Origin of the sequence: Mesorhizobium sp. M0587 (genome assembly GCF_040320945.1) — a bacterium.
Taxonomy (GTDB): domain Bacteria; phylum Pseudomonadota; class Alphaproteobacteria; order Rhizobiales; family Rhizobiaceae; genus Mesorhizobium.
Genome location: NZ_JAMYQP010000034.1, coordinates 21,712 through 42,205 on the forward strand (window position 1 = coordinate 21,712; position 20,494 = coordinate 42,205).

Sequence of the window (20,494 nt, forward strand, 5' to 3'; positions counted from 1 at the left end):
GACACCATTATGGAGACGCCGAAATCGAGGAAAGTCAAATGCAGAAACGCTGAAATAAAAGGGGCGGCCCGAAAACCGCCCCTGCTTGCGCGAAAAGCTGTGACTTTCGTTATTCTGCGGCGATCGCGTGCTTCGGCTGAACGGCGGCAGAATAGTCATTCATAAGGTTCTTGGCGATTTCACCGACTTCGAATCGGTAAGGTCCGATCTCCGAAACCGGCGTTACTTCCGCTGCCGTTCCGGTCAGGAAGCACTGTTCGAAGCCTTCGAGTTCTTCCGGCAGGATGGCGCGTTCGATCACCTCCAGGCCGCGATCCTTGGCAAGGCCAATAACCGTGCGGCGGGTGATACCGTCGAGGAAGCAGTCGGGCTTGGGTGTGTGGATCGTGCCGTCCTTGACGAAGAAGATGTTGGCGCCGGTCGCTTCCGCGACCTGGCCGCGCCAGTCGAGCATCATGGCGTCGGCATAGCCCTTGGCTTCCGCGGCGTGCTTGGACATGGTGCAGATGATGTAGAGGCCGGCGGCCTTCGATTTCGACGGCGCCGTGCGCGGGTCGGGCCGACGCCATTCCGCGATGTCGAGGCGGATGCCTTTCAGCTTCTGCGCCGGATCGAAGTAGCTCGGCCACTGCCAGATGGCGATGGCGCAGTTGATGCGGTTGTTCTGCGCCGAAACGCCCATCTGTTCGCTGCCGCGCCAGGCGATCGGCCTGACATAAGCGTCCTGAAAACCTTGCTTCTTCAGAAGCGTGGCGGACGCATCGTTGAGTTCTGATACCGAGTAGGGAATCTTGAAGCCGAGCAGCCGCGCCGATTCATGCAGGCGCTCTGTATGCTCGTTGAGCTTGAAGATCTCGCCGCCATAGGCGCGCTCACCCTCGAAGACGGCGCTGGCATAATGCAGGCCGTGGGTCAGCACGTGGATCTTGGCGTCGCCCCATTGGACGAACTCGCCATTCATCCAGATGAAGCCGTCCAATTGGTCGAAGGGAACGGATGCCATGGTAACCTCCCGCGAGCCGCGGCCCGCATATCATTGTATCGTTACGTGTTCTTTTTTGACCGCGCCATGTGGTTGGAGACGCCGGCCGGTGTCTCGAAGCGTAAGCGGATAATCGCGCCCTGGCAAACTCAGGAAGTTCCGGAAAAAACCGGCTTGGCTTGCCTTTTCGTTCGCAATCCGCCCAAAAGCTTGTCAAAAATTACCATTGCGGGGAAATTACGTCAATAGTACTGACATAATCTCTCTTCCCCATGGAGAACCGATGACGGATCGAAGCCAAGCAGCCGGGAAACCAATCAGGACCGCGATGTCAGTCGAGGACGGCATCGATTTCGCCCTCATTGAGCTGTTTTTCTTCGCCTATCGCGATTTCACCTCCGATCCGGATCAGATCCTGGCCGATTACGGCTTCGGCCGCGCCCATCACCGGGTGCTGCATTTCGTCAACCGCAGGCCGGGCCTGACGGTCGCCGAACTGCTGGACGTGCTCAAGATCACCAAACAGAGCCTGGCGCGCGTGCTCAAGCAGTTGATCGACACCGACCATGTCGTGCAGTTGCAAGGTCCGCGCGACCGCCGCCAACGCGAACTCTATCCAACGGCCAAGGGTCGCGCGCTGGCGCTGGCGCTGGCGCGGCCACAGTCGCGCCGCATCCGTGCTGCATTGGAAGATTCCGGATCCGCCGAACGGGCCTCGGTGGAACGCTTCCTCGAAGCGATGGTCAATCCGGAACTGAGAACTCAGATCGACATTGGGTCCGCAAAAATGTCAGGGAAAAACCATGGAGAGCATTGAAAGGCCCGATCATGCGGCCGCACCCGATGACGACGCGCCGCATCTGCTTGTGGTCGATGACGACACCCGTATCCGCAACCTTCTCAAGCAGTATCTGACCGAAAACGGCTTTCGCGTTACCGTCGCCGGCAATTCCGACGAAGCCCGCCGCAAGCTCGCCGGCCTCGACTTCGACCTGCTTGTGCTCGACGTCATGATGCCCGGCGAGACCGGCGTCGACCTTACCAAGGCGCTGCGGGCCGAAAAGAACGTGCCGATCCTGATGCTGACCGCCCTGTCGGAAACCGACAGCCGCATCAACGGGCTCGAGGCCGGTGCCGACGACTATCTGCCCAAGCCGTTCGACCCGCGCGAGCTGATCCTGCGCGTCAACAACATCCTGCGCCGCGGCGGCCCGGCGACGACGCCCAAGGTGGAGCAGCTGGTCTTTGGCCCCTACACCTTCCAGATCGCCAGGCGCGAACTGAAGCGCGGCGGCGAGGCGCTGAAGCTGACGGACCGCGAGCAGGAGATCCTGGCGATCTTCGCGGCACGCGCCGGCGAGACGATCCCGCGCCACGAACTCGTCGGCGACGATTCGGAGGTCGGCGAGCGTACCATCGACGTCCAGATCAACCGGCTGCGCCGCAAGATCGAGCGCGATCCCTCCAACCCTGTCTGGCTGCAGACGGTGCGCGGTATTGGGTATCGGCTCAGCGTGGAATAGAGTGCCGACCGCGGCCCGGACGGCCGCGGCGAGTGAAATGAGCCAATGGCGACCACGGAATTGGAACAGCCGGGACCTGATGGCTTGAGCGCGCGTGCGACACGTCTGCTCAAGGCGGTGCCGCGCGTCTGGAACCGGTTCTGGCGCCTCGTTTCGCTTTATATGCCCAAGCGCCTCTACGCGCGCTCGCTGATCATCGTCATCGCGCCGATGATCCTGCTGCAATCGGTCGTCGCCTTCGTCTTCATGGAGCGCCACTGGGCAACGGTGACGCAACGCCTGTCGCAGGCCACCGTGCGCGACATCGCCGCCATCATCGACATGATCGAGACCTATCCGCACGATGCCGACTACGCCAACATCATCCGCGTCGCCCAGGACCGCATGCAGCTGAAGGTCGACCTCTTGCCGCCCGACCCGCTGCCGCCGCCCGGCCCCAAACCGTTCTTCTCGATCCTCGACGACGTTCTCTCGTCCGAGATCACCCGTCAGATCAACCGCCCGTTCTGGATCGACACGGTCGGCAATTCCAACATCATCGAGGTGCGCGTCCAGCTTGAGAACAGGGTGCTGCGCGTCTTCGTGCGCCGCAGCCAGGCCTATGCCTCGAACACTCACATCTTCCTCATCTGGATGGTCGGTACGTCGCTGGTGCTGCTGATGATCGCCATCCCCTTCCTGCGCAACCAGATCCGGCCGATCCTGACCCTCGCGGAAGCCGCCGAAAGCTTCGGCAAGGGCCGGCCGATGCCACGCGATTTTCGGCCGCGCGGCGCCGAAGAGGTCCGCCGCGCCGGCTTTGCCTTTATCCAGATGCGCGAGCGCATCGAGCGCCAGATCGAACAGCGCACAGCCATGCTCACCGGCGTCAGCCATGACCTTAGAACCATTCTCACCCGCTTCAAGCTGCAGCTGGCGCTGGCCGGCGGCAAGGCCGAGACGAAGGCGGCACTGAACCAGGACATCGACGACATGCAGTCGATGCTCGAAGGCTATCTCGCCTTTGCCCGCGGCGAGGCTTCCGAGGACACCGGACGTTTCGATCTGGAAACCTATTTCCAGAAGCTGGGCGAAGAGGCGCGGTTGCGCAAATGCAAGCTGACGACGGCGCTCTCGGGCGACCCAATCGTGCACGTGCGGCCCAACGCCTTCGCACGGCTGCTGTCCAACGTCATCGGCAACGCATTCCGCTATGCCAAGACAGTGGAGGTCAACGCCAACCATGGCCGCGGCTCGCTGCTGGTCACCATCGACGACGACGGTCTGGGCATTCCGGCCGACAAGCGCGAAGACGTCTTCAAGCCCTTCTTGCGGCTCGACGAGGCCCGCAATCTCGACGCCAGCGGCACCGGGCTTGGCCTGTCGATCGCCCGCGACATCGCCCGCAGCCATGGCGGCGACATCACGCTGGAGGACAGCCCGCTCGGCGGATTGCGGGCGGTGATCAAGGTTCCGGCCTGACCGGAGCATGATCCCGAAAAGTAGAACCGGTTTCGGACAAACGGAAACCGTTGTCCAGAGATCATGCTCAACCAACGACTGCTTCATCCGCCCGTCATGAAATCATGGTGAAGAGCGCGCATGAAGCGCGCGACATCAGTTGATTCGGCCTTGCCGCCACACTTCGATCCCGTGCCCGCCCGGGTGCGCTGGAGCGAAGCGAGGGCGGCAGGCTGGTCGCCGTTCCGGCATCTTTTCAAGATAACAGTCGACCTTTCCAGCAAAGGGCCGCCATGCGCATATTGATGGTAACCGACGCCTGGCGCCCGCAGGTCAACGGCGTCGTCCACACGCTGGAGCGGCTCACCGAAACGCTGAAATCCTTCGACGTCACGGTCGATTTCCTGACGCCGAACATCTTTCGCACCTTGCCCTTGCCCACCTATCCCGACATCCGGCTGGCGCTGACCACGCCCGGCCATGTCGCGCGCCTGATCGATGCCTACAAGGCCGACCACATTCACATCGTCACCGAGGGTCCGCTCGGCATCATGGCGCGGCGCTATTGCCGCAATGCCGGCCGTCCGTTCACCACCAGCTATCACACGCGCTTTCCCGAATATCTCAGCGCCCGACTGCCGGTGCCGGAAAGCTGGACCTATCGCTGGCTGCGCGATTTCCACAATTCCGGCCAGGGCACGCTGGTCGCCACCCAGTCGCTAGCCGACGATCTTTCGGCGCGCGGCTTCAACAAGCTCAGGCCGTGGACGCGCGGCGTCGACACCGACCATTTCCGGCCCGACAAGAGGAAGGACCTCGGCTTTCCCGGCCCGGTGTTCCTCTGCGTCGGCCGCGTCGCCATCGAAAAGAACCTCGCCGCCTTCCTCGACCTCGATTTGCCTGGCAGCAAGGTGGTCGTCGGCGAAGGTCCGGAACTGGCCAGGCTCAAGGCCAAATACAAGCAGGCGCATTTCCTTGGCCACCGTCCCAATGACGAACTGGCGGAGATCTACGCCTCGGCTGACGTCTTTGTCTTCCCCAGCCGCACCGACACGTTCGGCAACGTCATCATCGAGGCGCTGGCCAGCGGCACGCCGGTCGCCGCCTATCCGGTGACCGGGCCGATCGACATCGTCGGCGACGGCTTTGGCGGCGCGGTCTCGAACGACCTGCGCGAAGCATCACTCGCAGCTCTCAATGTCGACCGCGCCGAGGCCCGCGAACGCGCCATGCGCTACAGCTGGAAAGCCTGCGCGGAAATGTTCCTCGATACAGTCCAGGAAGCGCTGGGCACGACGCGGAAGCTAGCCGCCTGACCGAGCGTCGCAGGCTCGCGGAGCCGCTCCTTACTTCGTCATCCACGGGTGGAGCGGGAGCGCAGCGACACGGCGCAGACCCAACGGTGACGAAAGCTAAAATAACCTGCCGCCATCCGGCACCTTGCGCTCGATGGCGCCGAGAACCACCGCGCCTTCCTCGTCGGGAAAGCCGAGGGTCAGCACTTCCGACATGAACGGCCCGATCTGGCGCGGCGGGAAATTGACCACCGCGAACACCTGACGGCCGACCAATGTCTCCGGCGTATAGTATTTGGTGATCTGCGCCGACGACTTCTTGATGCCGATATCAGCGCCGAAATCGATCTTCAGTTTGAATGCCGGCTTGCGCGCTTCCGGAAACGGCTCGGCCTCGACGACCGTACCGGCACGGATGTCGACACGATCGAAATCGGCAAAACTGATCTCGGGCTTGCGCCCGCTGCTCGAACTCATTTTCGTCTACCGTGGTTCAGGCGTTGCCGTAGGTCTCGAACAGCACACCGGCCAACGCATCCTTGGCCGAGGTTCCCGACCAGACGACGAACTGGAACGCCTGGAAATAGCATTCGCAGGCTTCCAGCGCCGACGACAGCAACACCTCGACCTGCTGGCTCGAAGGCTCGACCCCGCCGGCCAACAGCAGCGACTGGCGGAACATGATCGCGCCCTCCTGCTCCCAGAGGTCGAAATGGCCGAACAGCATCTGCTCGTTGATGAGCGACAAGAGCCGCATCACCTCCAGCGCGCGGGTCTCCGGCACTTTGATGTCGAAGGCGCAGGCCAGATGCAGCGCCTCGAAATCCTCCATCCAGGAGAAGGAAACGTGATAGTCCGTCCAGCTGCCGGCAACCGAGATCGAGATCTCGTCGTCGCCGGCCCGCTCGAAGGACCAGTCATTGTTGTTGGCCACCTGCTCTATGACATCCACCGGATGAATTTCGCGGGAGAATTCGAGTTCGAGAAGTTCCATGGAATGCTTCCTGTCGTTCTGAGGAGCGCCGCCACACGCTCCGCGGGAGGGCACACACAACGAACAATCTTGTCTTGAACTCGGACGGCCAGGACTTCTAAACGCAAAGACCCCAGACCGGACCCCACCGCCCGGCCACATGACCCTGCTCCGAATCATGCAACAAATTCAGTCTATTGATCGGGAGTCGCGTGAACAGCCCAATTTTTCGCACCGCGTCATTCGCATGTGGAAAGCCGCTGTCACAAAGATTCATGCAACGCCGTTAAGCGATTCACGGCAAAGCGCTTTTCGGGATCGGGCCATGTGGAAAAGTTTAACGATTATTTTTTCGCGCGCGGCTTTGCCGCCGCCGCTGGTGCGGCGTCGCCGGCCAGTTCGGCAAGCCTGGCCTCGAGCGCTTCGATGCGTGCGGCAAGCCGGGTGTTTTCTTCCCTGGCCTTGGCGGCCATCTCCCGCGCGGCCTCGAATTCCTCGCGCTGCACCACGTCCATCGAATTGAGAATACGCTCCGCCTGCCCCTTGAAGGCGGTCTCCACCTCACGACGCACGCCCTGGGCGGCACCCGCGGCATCGGTCATCAGCTTGGCGAATTCATCGAGAATGCGGTTCGGTCCGGTCGACATGGCAAATCCTCGCTTGCTGCAATTGACCTAGTGGCGCCGCGTGCGGAATGCAAGAACGTTGAGGCTTGGCGCGGCCTCTGCGTTGCTATGGCGCATGACCGCATGAGGAGTACCGCGCCTATGGAAAGCTCTTAGACGGTCCTGAGCTGTACTTGATAGCGCCAAGTCGCCTATTGTGATGTCTTCGTCTCATTCGCGTCAAGCACGCTTCAATCAGGGTCAATCAATGGCAACGCCCCCGCGCCGACCGACAAATCCGATGGCAGCCGCCGAAGCCGCCTTCAAGCCGGTCAAGAAGCCGGCAGCTCCACCTCGCGAACCCTCAACCGCGCCGAACGTCAGAGAGCTCGTTTCCATCAGGATAGATCGCGCCGTGCTGGATTATTTTCAGGAAGACGGTCCCGGCTGGCAGGACAGGATCAACGATGCGTTACGACAATTGGTGACCGCCAAGCGAGGTTGAGCACGGCCACCGCAGGGATACTGCACGGCGCAATGGGCCTTAAGCGCTCTTGTTCCCCGAAAATTGACGGCGTCCACCTTGCCTTGACCCTGCCAAAACCCTGCCGCATGGTCCGCGGCCGAACGCGATCGCAACCGAGAGCTTCCCGTTGAACGAATATTTCCTGCTGCCCCTGTCCTCGCTGCCTTTTCCCAACATCAACCCGATCCTCGTCCAGATCGGGCCGCTGGCGGTGCACTGGTACGGCGTCGGCTACATCGTCGGCATCCTGTTTGCCTGGTGGTATGCCAAGCGGCTTGCCGGCAATGCGAGGCTGTGGCCCGACGGCATCGTGCCGATGAAGCCGGAGGACCTCGACGATTTCATCGTCTGGGCGGCCATCGGCGTCGTGCTGGGCGGCCGCACCGGTTATGTGCTGTTCTACGACCTGGCGCGTTATATCGCCCAGCCGCTCGACATCTTCGCGGTCTGGCAAGGCGGCATGTCGTTCCATGGCGGGCTGCTGGGCGTCATCCTCGCCATGACGCTGTTTTCGATCAAGCGCGGCATCCGCACGTGGTCGCTGTTCGATGTGGTGGCCGCCGGCGTGCCGGTCGGCCTCGGCCTGGTGCGCGTCGCCAACTTCATCAATTCCGAACTCTGGGGCCGGCCGACGGATGTGCCCTGGGCGATCGAATTTCCCAATGGCGGCCCGTTCACCCGCCATCCGAGCCAGCTCTACGAGGCCCTGCTCGAAGGGCTCGTTCTGTTCATCGTGCTGCGCATCCTCACCCATTGGCGCCTCAAGCTGAAGACGCCGCGCTTTGTCGGCGGCGCCTTCATCTGCGGCTATGGACTGTCGCGCATCTTCGTCGAGTTCTTCCGCGAACCCGACCAACAGCTCGGCTATCTCCTTGCCACCAACTGGTTGACCATGGGCATGATCCTGTCGTCGCCAATGGTGCTGGCCGGCATCTGGGCCATGGCCACCGCCAAGCCGGTGACGCAATCGCAGCCGCAGGCGACATGACACGGCTGAAGACACGTATCGTCGACCTGATCGGGGCCTTGGGGCCGATTCCGGTCAACGAATACATGGCGCTGTGCCTGTTCGATCCCAAGGACGGCTACTACACGACGCGCGAACCTTTCGGGGCCGATGGCGACTTCGTTACCGCGCCCGAGATCAGCCAGATGTTCGGTGAGCTCGTCGCCGTCTGGCTCCACCAGGCCTGGGTGGCAGGTGGCCGGCCGATGCCGGTCAGCATCGCCGAGATCGGCCCCGGCCGCGGCACGCTGATGAAGGACATGCTGCGCACCTTGTCGCGGCTTGATCCGGAACTGGCCAATGGTGCTGGGTTCGCCATGATCGAGACCAGCCCGCGCCTGACAGCGGTCCAGAAACAGACGCTTGGCGCGACACCGTTCGCGGTTCGTTGGCATGAGACCATCGACACGCTGCCGCGAAAGCCGCTTCTCATCGTCGGCAACGAATTGTTCGACGCCCTTCCCATCCACCAGTTCGTCCGCGCCGGCGCCGGCTGGCGCGAGCGCATGGTCGGTCTCGACGACGCGGGCGACCTTGGCTTCTTCGCCGGCGTCGGCACGGTCGACCCGGCGCTGCTGCCCGCCGACGCCGCCGGCGCGCCGCAAGGAGCGATCGTTGAAATCGCTCCCGCCCGCTCGGCCCTGATGGCGGCCATTGCCGAGCGCATATCCAGCGACGGCGGCGCCGGTTTGTTCCTCGATTATGGCCACCTGCAGCCAGGTGTCGGCGACACTTTGCAGGCTTTGCGCAGGCACGATCACGAAGATGTGCTGGCCAATCCGGGCGAAGCCGACCTCACCGCCCATGTCGATTTTTCCGTCCTTGCCGCAACTGTGCGCGCCTATGGCCTCGATGCCCATCTGTCGACCCAGGGTAATTTCCTGCTCGGCATGGGCATTCTTGAGCGCGCCGGCCGGCTCGGCGCCGATGTCGGCCAGGCCGCGCGCGATAAGATCGCCGGCGATGTCGAACGCCTGGCCGGTCCGCAAGCCATGGGCGAGCTGTTCAAGGTGCTTGCCGTGCTGCCGCGCGGCGTGGCCGCCCCACTCTTTGCCCAGACACGCTTTGCCACGGCGGATTGACTTTTCACTGCTGCGCCTTCCAATCTCCTGTCCCGCCAATGAGCGGCCGAACCTCACCCCGGGCCTAGTCGGGAACTTCACCTTGACGAAAGCGCCCACACGGACAACAACGCCCGCATGTTGATTCAGACCAAACCGGATCCCGTTCGGTCGCCGCTGCTGGACAAGGCGCAGGCACAAGGCATCCGCCACGGCTATTTCACCCGCGCAGGCGGCGTCTCGACCGGTATCTACCAGGGCCTCAACATCGGCACCGGATCGAATGACGACCAGGCGCTGGTAGCCCAGAACCGCGCCCGCGTCGCTGCCTGGATGGGTGTTCCGGCGAACCATCTCCTGACTGCCTGGCAGATCCATTCGCCCGACGTCATCGTCGTGAGGGAACCCTTTGCCGGCGAGCGGCCCAAGGCCGACGCCATCGTCACCGACCGGCCCGGCATCGCCATCGGCGCCTCGACCGCCGATTGCGGCCCGGTGCTGTTTGCGGATGCCGAGGCGCGCATCATCGGTGCCGCGCATGCCGGCTGGAAAGGCGCTTTCACGGGCGTGCTCGAAAACACCCTTACGGCCATGGAAACGCTCGGCGCCCGGCGCGAGCGCATCGTTGCCGTGCTTGGTCCTTCCATCGGCCCGGAAAACTACGAAGTCGGGCCGGAATTCGTCGGCCGCTTCGTCGAAGCAGATGCTGAAAACATCCGCTACTTCGCACCTTCGGCAAATCCCGGCCATGCGATGTTCGATCTCAACCGCTACACGGTCGACCGGCTGGCCAAGGCCAGCGTGACGGCCGAGAGCCTCGGCCGCTGCACCTATGCCGAGGAAGATCTGTTCTACTCCTACCGGCGCACCACGCACCGCAAGGAACCCGATTACGGCCGGCAGGTTTCGGCAATCGTTTTGGAGAAGCAATAATGGCGCTGCATTTTGAACGATCGGAGTTTGACGCGCGGCGCGACCGGCTGATGATCGAGATGGCCGAAAAGAAGCTCGACGCCATCCTGCTGTTCGCGCAGGAGAGCATGTATTGGCTGACTGGCTATGACACGTTCGGGTTCTGCTTCTTCCAGTGCCTGGTGGTGAAGGCCGACGGTTCGATGGTGCTTCTGACCCGCTCGGCCGACCTGCGCCAGGCGCGCCACACCTCCATCATCGACAACATCGTCCTGTGGACCGACCGGGATGGCGCCAATCCGGCGATCGACTTGCGCAATCTGCTCAACGATCTCAACCTGCTCGGCGCCCGCATCGGCGTCGAATACGACACCCACGGCCTGACCGCCTACAATGGCCGCCGGCTGGACGAGCAGTTGCAGACCTTCGGCCAGATCGCCGATGCTTCCGGTATTGTCGGCCGGCTGCGGCTGTTCAAGAGCCCGGCCGAGGTCGCCAAGGCCGAGAAAGCCGCCAATCTCTCCGACGACGCACTGGACGCGGCGCTGCCGCTGATCAAGCAGGGCGGCGACGAGGCTCTGGTCCTGGCCGCCATGCAGGGCGCGATCTTCGCCGGCGGCGGCGATTATCCGGCCAACGAGTTCATCATCGGTTCCGGCGTCGACGCGCTGCTCTGCCGCTACAAGGCCGGCCGCCGCAAGCTCACCAAGAACGACCAGCTGACGCTCGAATGGGCCGGCGTCTTCAACCACTACCATGCGCCGATGATGCGCACGGTGCTGACCGGCAAGGTTTCGAAGCGCCATCAGGAGCTGTTCGACGCGGCGCGCGCGGCACTTCTGGCCGTCGAGAAGGCTATGACGCCGGGCAACTCTTTCGGCGACGTCTTCGACGCCCACTCCCGCACCATGGAAGCACATGGCCTGACCAAGCACCGGCTGAACGCCTGCGGCTACTCGGTCGGCGCGCGCTTCACCCCGTCCTGGATGGACATGCCGATGTTCTACCAAGGAAATCCCGAGCCGATCGCGCCCAGCATGACGCTGTTCGCCCACATGATCATCATGGATTCCGAGACCGAGACGGCGATGACGCTTGGCAGGACCTACCTGACCACCGAATCGCAGCCGAAGCCGCTCTCCCGCCATGATCTCGACTTGATCGTGCAGTGAATCCACAATGCGTTCTTCGCCAAGGAGTTAGAAAGCAAATGAGACGATCGCATGTGACGACCGTGTCATTGCTTGTGGCATCGGCCCTGACCGCCTGCACCAATGCAAAGGACGTGCTCGAGCCTTCCGCCATCACTCCGCCGGCGGTCTCGTCGCAGCCCGCCCCGGCAGCCCAGGGCGGCACGGCAGCCGTTGTTCCCGCGCCGGCGCCATCACCAGCCGCATCTGCCGCCGCGGCATCGGCAAGCCCGGCCCCGCCCGCCCAGAGTGCCGCCATCCTCGCCAGGACGCGCCTGCAGATCGCGCCGATCGTCGGCGCTTCGGTGGAAGCCGCCACACCGCTGACGGCGGAATTGCAGACGCGCGCCAGACAACGTGGCATCACGCTAGCCGGCAGTGCCGACCAGACCCCGACCCATGTGCTCAAGGGCTATTTCTCGGCGATGTCGGAAGGCAAGAATACCACCATCATCTATGTCTGGGACGTCTACGACCCTGCTGGCAACCGTCTGCACCGCATCAACGGCCGGCAGAAGGCGCCCTCGGTCAATTCCGCCGACAGCGGAGGCGGCGATAGCTGGAAGGCGGTGGCGCCGGCCACCATGCAAGCGATCGCCGACCAGACCATCGACCAGTTCGCGGCGTGGCTCGGCGGCAAGGCGGGCTAGAGTGTGGCCGCCTGGCGATGGCGCGAAGTTTTCCTAGGATTAGCCGGCGGATTCCCGATCTCGGCGCTTGCAATACCGGCGCGGACCGCTAAAAGCCCGGTGAAAGCCTCCACCAGGAACGGTGCATGAAACTCTTCGCGGGCAATTCCAACAGGGTGCTGGCCGAAGCGGTCGCCCGCTATCTCAACGTCCCGTTGGGCAAGGCCAGCGTCAGGCGCTTTGCCGACCAAGAGATTTTCGTCGAAATCCAGGAAAACGTGCGCGGCGAGGATGTCTTCATCCTGCAGTCGACCTCGTTTCCGACCAACGATCATTTGATGGAACTGCTCATCATGATCGACGCCTTCATGCGCTCGTCGGCCAAGCGCATCACGGCGGTGATTCCCTATTTCGGCTATGCCAGGCAGGACCGCCGTGCCTCCGGCCGCACGCCGATCTCGGCCAAGCTGGTCGCCAACATGATCACCCGCGCCGGTGTCGACCGCGTTCTGACGCTCGACCTGCATGCCGGCCAGATCCAGGGCTTCTTCGATATCCCGACCGACAATCTGTTTTCCGTGCCGGTCATGGCCCGCGACGTGAAGGCGAAGTACAAGCAACTCGGCAATGTCGTCGTCGTATCGCCCGACATCGGCGGCGTGGTGCGGGCCCGCGCGCTGGCCAAGCGCTTCGACGCGCAACTTGCCATCGTCGACAAGCGGCGTGAGCGTCCCGGCGAATCGGAAGTCATGAACATCATCGGCGCGGTCGTCGGCAAGGATTGCCTGCTGATCGACGACATCGTCGATTCGGGCGGCACGCTGTGCAACGCCGGCGATGCGCTGCTGGCCAACGGCGCCACCAGCGTCACCGCCTACATCACGCACGGCGTCTTGTCGGGCGGGGCAGTTGCCCGCATCAGCAGCTCGAAGCTGCAGGAATTGGTGATCACCGATTCCATCCAGCCGACGCAAGGCGTGCTCGACGCGCCCAACATCCGCGTCATCTCGATCGCCGACCTGATGGGCGAAGCGATCTCGCGCACGGCGACCGAGGAATCGGTGTCGAGCCTGTTCGACTAACCACTCGACGGCAGCAATCTGGTTCCGGCATCGGGCGCCGACCGCCGAACACCTTCGCCGCTGTCGCGCGCGCCGCGCATATAGCCGCGCGGCGACGCGCCCAGCATACGCTTGAACATGGTGATGAAGGCCGGCACGCTGTCATAGCCGAGATCGAGCGCCACCCGCGTGATCGGCTCACCATCGGCGAGCCTCGGCAGCGCCGCGAACAGGCACGCTTGCTGGCGCCATGTCGACAGCGACAGTCCGGTCTGGCGATGGAAGGCGCGCGTGAAGGAGCGTCGGCTCATGCCCGCGGCATCCGCCCATTCGTCGATCGTCGCGTGCGGCGAAGGAGCCGCCACGAAACGCCGGCACAGCGCCGCCAGCCTGGGATCGGATGGGAACGGCAGGCCGAGCGGCCGCTCCGGCAGTGTCGGGATTTCGTGCAGCAGGAGATTCATGATCAGCCCGCCTCGCCCTTCCAGCACGCCGCCTTGCGGCAGTTTTTCCGATTCCACGATCAGGCTGTGCATCAGGTCGGTGATGCCGACGACGCGCAATCCTTTCGGAAGCCCGGGGATCGCTCCCGGCATGACGTAGACCGAGCGCATCGAGACATCGCCCAGCATCTCGACGGAATGCTCGGTACCCGCAGGAATCCACATCGCGTGGTCGGGCGGCACCATCCAGCGCCCATGCCGCGTCGTCACCAGCACGACACCGACCAGCGCATGCAGCAACTGGCTGCGGCTGTGGCGGTGTAGCGGGACATGGTATCCGTCGGGATATTCGGTCGGCAACGCCACCGCCGGCCCGGCCACTTGCTCCAGCCATTGCCAGCGACGCTCGTGCAACTGCTCGAGATCGGCGTTGCCAGCGTGAAAGATTTCCCTGCCGTGCGGCATTGGCTATGGCCCACTTGCGAAACTATTGGACCAAACCACGAAAGAAGTCGTCCCGCAAGCAGCCTATAAGGCAACCCGTCCCCTTAAGGCGGCCGCGGAGCGTCCGCCAGCTTGCCTGCGGTTGTAACCGCCAAAAAGACTACGGAGCCTGCCTTGACCGATACGACAGCCACCAGCGTCGCGCCACCAGCAGCCAGCCACGCTTCAGCCCAGGCGACGGCCTTCACCGTCATCCTGGCGGTAAGCTTCTGCCATTGCATCAATGACATCATGCAGTCGCTGCTGTCGGCCATCTATCCCTTGCTGAAAGAGAACTACGGCCTCGACTTCTGGCAGATCGGCCTGTTGACCTTCACTTTCCAGGTGACCGCCTCTCTGTTGCAGCCGCTGATCGGCATGATCACGGACAAGCGGCCCATGCCTTATTCCTTGCCCTACGGCATGGCATCCTCGCTGATCGGCCTGATCGTGCTGGCCTATGCCGGGCATTATTCGCTGCTTCTGATCGGCGCCTCGCTGATCGGCATCGGCTCGGCGATCTTCCATCCGGAATCCTCGCGCATCGCCCGCTTCGCGTCCGGCGGCCGGTTCGGCCTGGCGCAATCGCTGTTCCAGGTTGGCGGCAATTTCGGCCAATCCATGGGGCCGTTGCTGGCCGCCTTCATCGTCGTGCCCTTCGGCCAGACCAGCATTTCCTGGTTCGCCGTCGGCTCGCTGATCGGCATCGTCATCCTGTGGCAGGTCGGTGGCTGGTACAGCCGGTTGCGCGCAACGCAGGCCAATCGCAAGACGGCCAGCTTCGTCTCACCCTTTCCGCGCCGCAAGGTGATGGGTGCACTGCTGGTGCTGACGCTGCTGGTACTCACCAAGAACGCCTATATCTCGAGCCTCGCCAGCTACTACACCTTCTATTCCATGCATAAATTCGGCGTTTCGGTGCAGATGTCGCAGGTCATGCTGTTCCTGTTCCTCGGCGCTTCGGCGCTGGGCATATTGCTCGGCGGCCCGTTCGGCGACCGCTACGGACAGAAGGCAATGATCTGGTTTTCGATCGTCGGCGTACTGCCCTTCACGCTGGCCCTGCCCTACGCCAACTTCGAATGGACCATGGTGCTGACAGTGCTGATCGGACTGATTCTGTCGTCAGCCTTCTCCAACATCGTCGTCTTCGCGCAGGAACTAGTGCCGGGCCGCGTCGGCATGATCGCCGGCATCTTCTTCGGCTTCGCCTTCGGCATGGGCGGTATTGCGGCTGCCGTGCTCGGCGTCGTCGCCGATCTGAAAGGTATCGATTTCGTCTTCCAGATCTGTTCGTATTTGCCGCTGCTCGGCCTGCTGACCGTGTTCCTGCCGAACATGAAGGAAGCCAGAAAGGCGGAGGCGATCGCGTAGATCGGGTGAACCTGAATCCGCGCAAAGAAAAAGCACCTGGCGACGGGTGCTTTTTCTGTTTCGTTCGAAGATTTCCTAAGCCTTGAAGAAGGCCAGCAGGTCGGCATTGATGATTTCGGCATGGGTGGTGGCCATGCCATGCGAGTAGCCCTTGTAGACCTTGAGCTCGCCCTTCTTGAGCAGCTTGATAGCCAGCAGCGCCGAGTCGGCTATGGGCACGATCTGGTCGTCGTCACCGTGCATGACCAGCACCGGCACGTCGATCTTCTTCAGGTCCTCGGTGAAGTCGGTTTCCGAGAAGGCCTTGATGCAGTCGTAATGCGCCTTGGTGCCGCCCATCATGCCCTGGCGCCACCAATTGTCGATGATCCCTTGCGACACCTCCGCGCCCGGGCGGTTGAAGCCATAGAACGGGCCGGCCGGAACGTCGCGGAAAAACTGGGCGCGGTTGGCCGCCTGGGCGGAGCGGAAACCGTCGAAAACCTCGAGCGGCAGACCGCCGGGATTGGCCGCGGTCTTGAGCATGATCGGCGGCACCGCGCCGATCAGCACAGCCTTGGCGACACGGCCGCCGGAACCGTACTGGGCGACATAGCGCGCCACCTCGCCGCCGCCGGTGGAATGGCCGACATGGATGGCGTTCTTGAGATCGAGATGCGCGACAAGCGCCGCTACGTCGGCCGCATAGGTGTCCATCTCGTTGCCGGTATCGGTCTGGGTCGAGCGGCCATGGCCGCGCCGGTCATGGGCGACGACCCGGTAGCCCTTCTCCAGGAAGAACAGCATCTGGGCGTCCCAATCGTCGCTGCTCAACGGCCAGCCATGATGGAAGACGACCGGCTGACCGGTCCCCCAATCCTTGTAATAGATCTGCGTTCCGTCAGTGGTGGTGATCGTACCGCTGCCGGAACTGGGCTTGGTCTGCGAGGTCATCTCACTCTCCTCTATTGTTGTCGCGATAAACGATATCGCGATAACAATAAGGGTAGCCCGACTCGAAACCGCTGTCCACGGAAATATGTATCGCGATACCATTTTTCGTGATATCAAATTGCATGCCCATTCGGCAACAAGGAATGCGCCGTGCCTCTCCCGTTGGACAATCAGCTCTGCTTCACGCTCTACGCTACGAGCATGGCGATCAACCGCACCTACAAGCCCATGCTGGACCAGATGGGGATAACCTACCCGCAATATCTGGTGCTCAACGCGCTTGCGGAGGCTGACGGCATGTCGGTCGGCACGATCGCGCACCGGCTCGCTTTGGAATCGAGCACGGTAACGCCGCTGGTGAAGCGGATGGAACAGGCTGGGCTGGTGACCCGCCAGCGCAGCCAGACCGACGAGCGCCAGGTGCAGGTCGATCTGACCGCAGCCGGTCGTGCGCTCCTCGTTCAGTGCAACTGCCTGAACGAGACCTTGGTCGAGCGGTCGGGAATGACCCTGGCACAGCTCGATGCGCTGAACCGGCAGATCCAGGCGTTGCGCAATGCGTTGAGCGGCGGCCAATCATAGCCGAAACAGTCGCATGGCGGTCATGCAGCGGCTGAAACGGGCGTCGCAGACAAGCCAAAAGGCCTAGGTGGGCGCCGCCGTCATGCGGATTTGAGAACCGTAAACGGGCGTTTATGGATAACCCGCTTTGTCTGGAAACTTCCGGCGGGAGCGGGACGGCCGACACGAAAGCCCTGAACCTTGTCTATGCCGAATTCACGCATAAGGGCCATCTGCTCGTCGGTTTCCACTCCTTCGACCAGGATTTTGTGGCCACGATTTCGGACCAGCGAAATAATGTCCTGGAGCATTGCCACGCCCCTCGGGGTGCCGCAGTCGTGAAGGAACGAACGGTCGATTTTCACCGTGTCGAAATCGATCAGACGAAGCCATGACAGGCCCGCGAAGCCCGTTCCGAAATCATCCAGCCATATCCTGATCCCAAGCAGCTTCAGGTCGCTGATGCAGCGAAGGATGTCCGAATGCATCTCCATCTCCAGTCCTTCGGTGATTTCGAAGGCCAGCCTGCTGCCGGCAACGCCGGTCTCGCCCAAAATGGTCGCGACGGATGTCGCGAAACCCGGCGTCTTCAGCTGGATCGGCGATACGTTCACGCTGACGACGCGGACGTGATCGTCCGCCAGAAGTTCGGCGCAGACTGTCCTTATTGCCCAGCGCCCGAGTTCCAGGATGGCGCCGGTTCGTTCGGCGACGGGAATGAACAGGCTCGGCGGGACCGATGTGCCGTCCAGCATCTTGAGGCGCATAAGGGCTTCCACGGCTTCAACCCGCCCCGACGCGACCTCCTGGATAGGCTGATAGACCAGTGAGACGAGATCCTGGCCGATCGCGATCTTGAGCAAAGCCGCGATGTTCTCGCTCTCGTCGCTGCTCTGGGGATCGGTTGGATCGAACAGCCGCGCGCAATTTCGGCCACCGGCTTTTGCCAGATAGAGCGCACGATCGGCCTCGTGGATGATCTTCTCCAGCTTGGCACCGGTCTGCATCCTGGTGAATGCCGCGCCAACGCTCACGGTCACGACAGAGGTACCGTCCCGCCGCAGTTCGTGGGTAAGTGCCAGGCTCTCCACGGCGCGGCAAATGGCTTCCGCGATCTCCATGACCTGGTCCTTTTTCTCCATGCGGGCCAGGACGATGAATTCTTCACCGCCGTAGCGGCCGATCGTGCCGTTGTATTCCTTGATCAGATCCCTCAAGGCATTGGCGACGTGGATGAGGCAGCGGTCGCCTTCCTGGTGGCCGTAGCAGTCATTGAACTTTTTGAAGAAGTCGACGTCGATGAGCATCGCCACGAAGCTGGTGCCAACGCGTTGCCACTCACCCCAGTAATCCCGCAGCTTCTCGTCGATCGCCCGCCGATTCTCCAGACCCGTAAGCGGATCGGTCCGCGACAGCCTCAGCAGTGCCTTGCCGCGTTCGGTCGCTTCGTTGTGCTGAATTTTAGCTTCCAGGGCATTCAGGAAGACGTTGTAGCGCTCCTCATTCAGCTTCCAGTTCACGTATGACGTGAACGTGAAGCAAGAAATATAGAAGGTTCCAAATACCATTTTGTATGTCAGCGTAGAAGGTACAAAATAGTTTACGATATACAATATGATCAGAATTATACTCGAAGTTACAATCGAGACTTTGAACCTGAATGTAAAGAACAGGTTGGCACTCATCATGAAAATGGTGCCGAAGACCATGTAGTAATTGACGCTTTCCTTGTCCGCCCCCATCACCGCCGGGCACAACCAGCCAACATAGCCAAAGATGATGGCCCCCGCACAGGTCACATCAAGCCAATCTGTCCCGACTCCGTGACGAAGTTGCGCTTCCAGGATCATGAGCGCGGACAGCCCAACCGCGAAGCGCGCCATGATCGTATAGACCGCCACGTCTGGTATCAGCAGCATGTCAGTTGCCGAAAACAGCAGATAGATGGCAACGGCGATCCAAAGCCCTGGCCTGGCTTCCATTCTCCGCTTTGCCTGGGCTTCCCGCCGGTAAAGATTACGGAGTTCGTCCGATCCCGGCTCGTAGCGCAGTTCGTATGGCTCCGCATGAACCGCATCCGCCAACACGGATGGCGCGAGTTCGTTCATCACAACAAACCCTGCTTCCAGGGATTCCTGTATTCCGACCTCATTTTTAGCTTCTGCCCCCACGCAGGCCGGCTCCCTCGGACGCGATAGCGATTTCAACGCGCAACAATGCAATGGCGCGAAACAAGTTTTCGTTAACTCGAACCTGAAATTCGACTCGGTATATGACTAATCACTAATATGGTTCGCGAGAAATTAATCATAACGCTAAAAAGCGTCCGACCCGTCATTGGCAAGAGAAGCATTCTACGCAATAAGTTAACTGCCTGTTAACTATGGAGTCCCCGGGTGCAAACCGTTTTTGATGGCCAGAGCCTGATTACTGCCGAGATGATCGCCGACAATTTCCGTCGAGGAAAGCCCGAGCATCATGGCGAGGAGTTCGAGACGGCTCGCGCTGAACTTGCGCTCATCCTCCACGCGACACGTGAGCAAATCGAACAAGGAAAAGACCCCGCCGAGATCATTCGTCGCCTGATGTCGCACCTCAATGCGACGCGCTCCAAAGTTCATCCCGACGTTTGGCAAGCATTGATACCGGTGATGCAGAACCACCCGGTCCTGGAATATTTTCTCGAGGATCCGCTCACGCGGTGGTCCTTCAGCAAGCCTAGGGGCTATTCCGGCGACGCGCAGTTGCTCGACTACATTTATTGTGATCCGCACGTGGCCGAAAGCGTGGCAAACGCCTCCGAGATTGGCAAGGCACTCTATACCCATACCAAGGACGTCCCCTCATGCGTCGCGGCACGGGAACGACGCGATCTCCTGACCCGCTATGTCGATGAGATCGCTGACAAGAACGGACCGCAAGCCGAGGTCCTGGCGATCGCGGCCGGCCATTTGCGCGAGGCCAATCGTTCGTCCGCCTTGGCGGAGGGCCGCCTCAAGCGTTGGGTTGCGCTCGATCAGGATCCCCAGAGCATTGGGTTGATCGCGCGCGATTTCCAGGGCACCGCTGTCGAGGCCATAGACGGCTCGGTGCGAACCGTGCTCACAAGAGGCCACAAGCTGGGCAAGTTCGACTTGATCTATGCCTCCGGCCTTTACGACTACCTCGCGCACAACGTCGCGGTGAAACTCACCAAGACCTGTCTGCAGATGTTGAAACCGAACGGGACATTCCTCTTCGCCAACTACGCCGAGGGCAATCCTGACGCCGGGTACCGGGAGACGTTCATGGACTGGGTTCTGTTGCTGCGAACCGAGGCCGATATGTGGAACATCATCAACGCCAGCGTCGACCGCAATACCGTCGAGGCGCGGGTGTTCTTTGGCGAAAACCGCAACGTGCTGTATGGCGTCATCGAAAAGCGCGGCTAGCAGTAGGACCGCGCACCGGCGGACGCGAAGACTTCACACGCTTTTCGCCTGGAGCAATTCCAGGAA

General features: G+C 62.0%; 21 protein-coding genes. 14 read left to right on the top strand and 7 right to left on the bottom strand.

Features of this window, described 5'->3' with window-relative positions:
* Positions 1–109: 109 nt before the first annotated feature.
* Positions 110–1,003 (bottom strand): branched-chain amino acid aminotransferase, encoded by an 894-nt coding sequence (locus NKI49_RS25260; RefSeq protein ID WP_352605260.1) that lies wholly within the window; start codon positions 1,001–1,003, stop codon positions 110–112.
* 262 nt (positions 1,004–1,265) lie between these two features.
* Between NKI49_RS25260 and NKI49_RS25265 the strand changes: the two genes are divergently transcribed.
* The 4 genes from NKI49_RS25265 (at position 1,266) to NKI49_RS25280 (ending at position 5,261) form a co-directional block, all read left to right on the top strand.
* Positions 1,266–1,799 (top strand): MarR family winged helix-turn-helix transcriptional regulator, encoded by a 534-nt coding sequence (locus tag NKI49_RS25265; RefSeq protein ID WP_352605258.1) that lies wholly within the window; start codon positions 1,266–1,268, stop codon positions 1,797–1,799.
* Entirely contained in the window at positions 1,786–2,505 is a 720-nt protein-coding gene (locus NKI49_RS25270; RefSeq protein WP_352605256.1) for a response regulator, read from the top strand. Before NKI49_RS25265 ends, NKI49_RS25270 begins: the two co-directional genes overlap by 14 nt.
* 45 nt (positions 2,506–2,550) lie before the next feature.
* Positions 2,551–3,966, top strand: a complete 1,416-nt coding sequence (locus tag NKI49_RS25275; protein WP_352605254.1) for an ATP-binding protein — start codon at positions 2,551–2,553, stop codon at positions 3,964–3,966.
* Positions 3,967–4,238: 272 nt separating this feature from the next.
* Positions 4,239–5,261, top strand: a complete 1,023-nt coding sequence (locus NKI49_RS25280) for a glycosyltransferase family 4 protein (RefSeq protein ID WP_352605252.1) — start codon at positions 4,239–4,241, stop codon at positions 5,259–5,261.
* 96 nt (positions 5,262–5,357) lie between these two features.
* Here the strand turns inward: NKI49_RS25280 and NKI49_RS25285 are convergent, their stop codons facing one another.
* The 3 genes from NKI49_RS25285 to NKI49_RS25295 form a co-directional block, all read right to left on the bottom strand.
* Positions 5,358–5,717: a tRNA-binding protein gene (locus NKI49_RS25285; protein ID WP_352605250.1), complete on the bottom strand. Its 360-nt coding sequence runs from the start codon at positions 5,715–5,717 to the stop codon at positions 5,358–5,360.
* A 16-nt stretch (positions 5,718–5,733) separates the two neighbouring features.
* A complete protein-coding gene (locus NKI49_RS25290) occupies positions 5,734–6,234 on the bottom strand; it encodes a type III secretion system chaperone family protein (RefSeq protein ID WP_027024488.1) in 501 nt (166 codons plus the stop codon).
* A 323-nt stretch (positions 6,235–6,557) separates the two neighbouring features.
* A complete protein-coding gene (locus NKI49_RS25295) occupies positions 6,558–6,860 on the bottom strand; it encodes an accessory factor UbiK family protein (protein ID WP_352605247.1) in 303 nt (100 codons plus the stop codon).
* Between the two features lie 226 nt (positions 6,861–7,086).
* Here NKI49_RS25295 and NKI49_RS25300 point away from each other — a divergent pair, with 226 nt between their 5' ends.
* The 7 genes from NKI49_RS25300 to NKI49_RS25330 all read left to right on the top strand — a co-directional run bounded on the left by NKI49_RS25300 (position 7,087) and on the right by NKI49_RS25330 (position 13,224).
* On the top strand, positions 7,087–7,323 hold the full coding sequence (locus NKI49_RS25300) for a BrnA antitoxin family protein (protein WP_352605245.1): 237 nt from the start codon (positions 7,087–7,089) through the stop codon (positions 7,321–7,323).
* A 148-nt stretch (positions 7,324–7,471) separates the two neighbouring features.
* On the top strand, positions 7,472–8,332 hold the full coding sequence (lgt, locus tag NKI49_RS25305; protein ID WP_352605243.1) for a prolipoprotein diacylglyceryl transferase: 861 nt from the start codon (positions 7,472–7,474) through the stop codon (positions 8,330–8,332).
* The gene (locus tag NKI49_RS25310) at positions 8,329–9,432 is read left to right on the top strand and encodes a class I SAM-dependent methyltransferase (RefSeq protein WP_352605241.1); all 1,104 of its coding nucleotides are present in this window, start codon (positions 8,329–8,331) and stop codon (positions 9,430–9,432) included. The genes lgt and NKI49_RS25310 overlap by 4 nt, the downstream gene beginning before the upstream one ends.
* A 117-nt stretch (positions 9,433–9,549) precedes the next feature.
* Complete coding sequence (gene pgeF, locus NKI49_RS25315) at positions 9,550–10,344, top strand: peptidoglycan editing factor PgeF (RefSeq protein ID WP_352605239.1); 795 nt, start codon at positions 9,550–9,552, stop codon at positions 10,342–10,344.
* Complete coding sequence (locus tag NKI49_RS25320; RefSeq protein ID WP_352605237.1) at positions 10,344–11,495, top strand: M24 family metallopeptidase; 1,152 nt, start codon at positions 10,344–10,346, stop codon at positions 11,493–11,495. Before pgeF ends, NKI49_RS25320 begins: the two co-directional genes overlap by 1 nt.
* A gap of 38 nt (positions 11,496–11,533) precedes the next feature.
* Positions 11,534–12,163: a hypothetical protein gene (locus NKI49_RS25325; protein WP_352605235.1), complete on the top strand. Its 630-nt coding sequence runs from the start codon at positions 11,534–11,536 to the stop codon at positions 12,161–12,163.
* Between the two features lie 125 nt (positions 12,164–12,288).
* Entirely contained in the window at positions 12,289–13,224 is a 936-nt protein-coding gene (locus NKI49_RS25330; RefSeq protein WP_352605233.1) for a ribose-phosphate pyrophosphokinase, read from the top strand.
* Here the strand turns inward: NKI49_RS25330 and NKI49_RS25335 are convergent.
* A complete protein-coding gene (locus NKI49_RS25335) occupies positions 13,221–14,111 on the bottom strand; it encodes an AraC family transcriptional regulator (protein ID WP_352605231.1) in 891 nt (296 codons plus the stop codon). The two genes, NKI49_RS25330 and NKI49_RS25335, sit on opposite strands and share 4 nt — an antisense overlap.
* A 153-nt stretch (positions 14,112–14,264) precedes the next feature.
* Here NKI49_RS25335 and NKI49_RS25340 point away from each other — a divergent pair, with 153 nt between their 5' ends.
* A complete protein-coding gene (locus tag NKI49_RS25340) occupies positions 14,265–15,503 on the top strand; it encodes an MFS transporter (RefSeq protein WP_352605229.1) in 1,239 nt (412 codons plus the stop codon).
* A gap of 75 nt (positions 15,504–15,578) precedes the next feature.
* Here the strand turns inward: NKI49_RS25340 and NKI49_RS25345 are convergent, their stop codons facing one another.
* On the bottom strand, positions 15,579–16,436 hold the full coding sequence (locus tag NKI49_RS25345) for an alpha/beta fold hydrolase (protein ID WP_352605227.1): 858 nt from the start codon (positions 16,434–16,436) through the stop codon (positions 15,579–15,581).
* A gap of 150 nt (positions 16,437–16,586) precedes the next feature.
* On the opposite strand from NKI49_RS25345, the gene NKI49_RS25350 reads away from it, so the two are divergent.
* Positions 16,587–17,018, top strand: a complete 432-nt coding sequence (locus tag NKI49_RS25350) for a MarR family winged helix-turn-helix transcriptional regulator (RefSeq protein WP_352605225.1) — start codon at positions 16,587–16,589, stop codon at positions 17,016–17,018.
* Positions 17,019–17,098: 80 nt separating this feature from the next.
* Here the strand turns inward: NKI49_RS25350 and NKI49_RS25355 are convergent, their stop codons facing one another.
* Positions 17,099–19,105 (bottom strand): putative bifunctional diguanylate cyclase/phosphodiesterase, encoded by a 2,007-nt coding sequence (locus NKI49_RS25355; RefSeq protein ID WP_352605223.1) that lies wholly within the window; start codon positions 19,103–19,105, stop codon positions 17,099–17,101.
* Positions 19,106–19,393: 288 nt separating this feature from the next.
* Here NKI49_RS25355 and NKI49_RS25360 point away from each other — a divergent pair, with 288 nt between their 5' ends.
* Positions 19,394–20,428 carry a class I SAM-dependent methyltransferase gene (locus NKI49_RS25360; RefSeq protein WP_352605221.1) on the top strand — a complete coding sequence of 345 codons (1,035 nt, stop codon included), beginning with the start codon at positions 19,394–19,396 and terminating at the stop codon, positions 20,426–20,428.
* Positions 20,429–20,494: the final 66 nt, after the last annotated feature.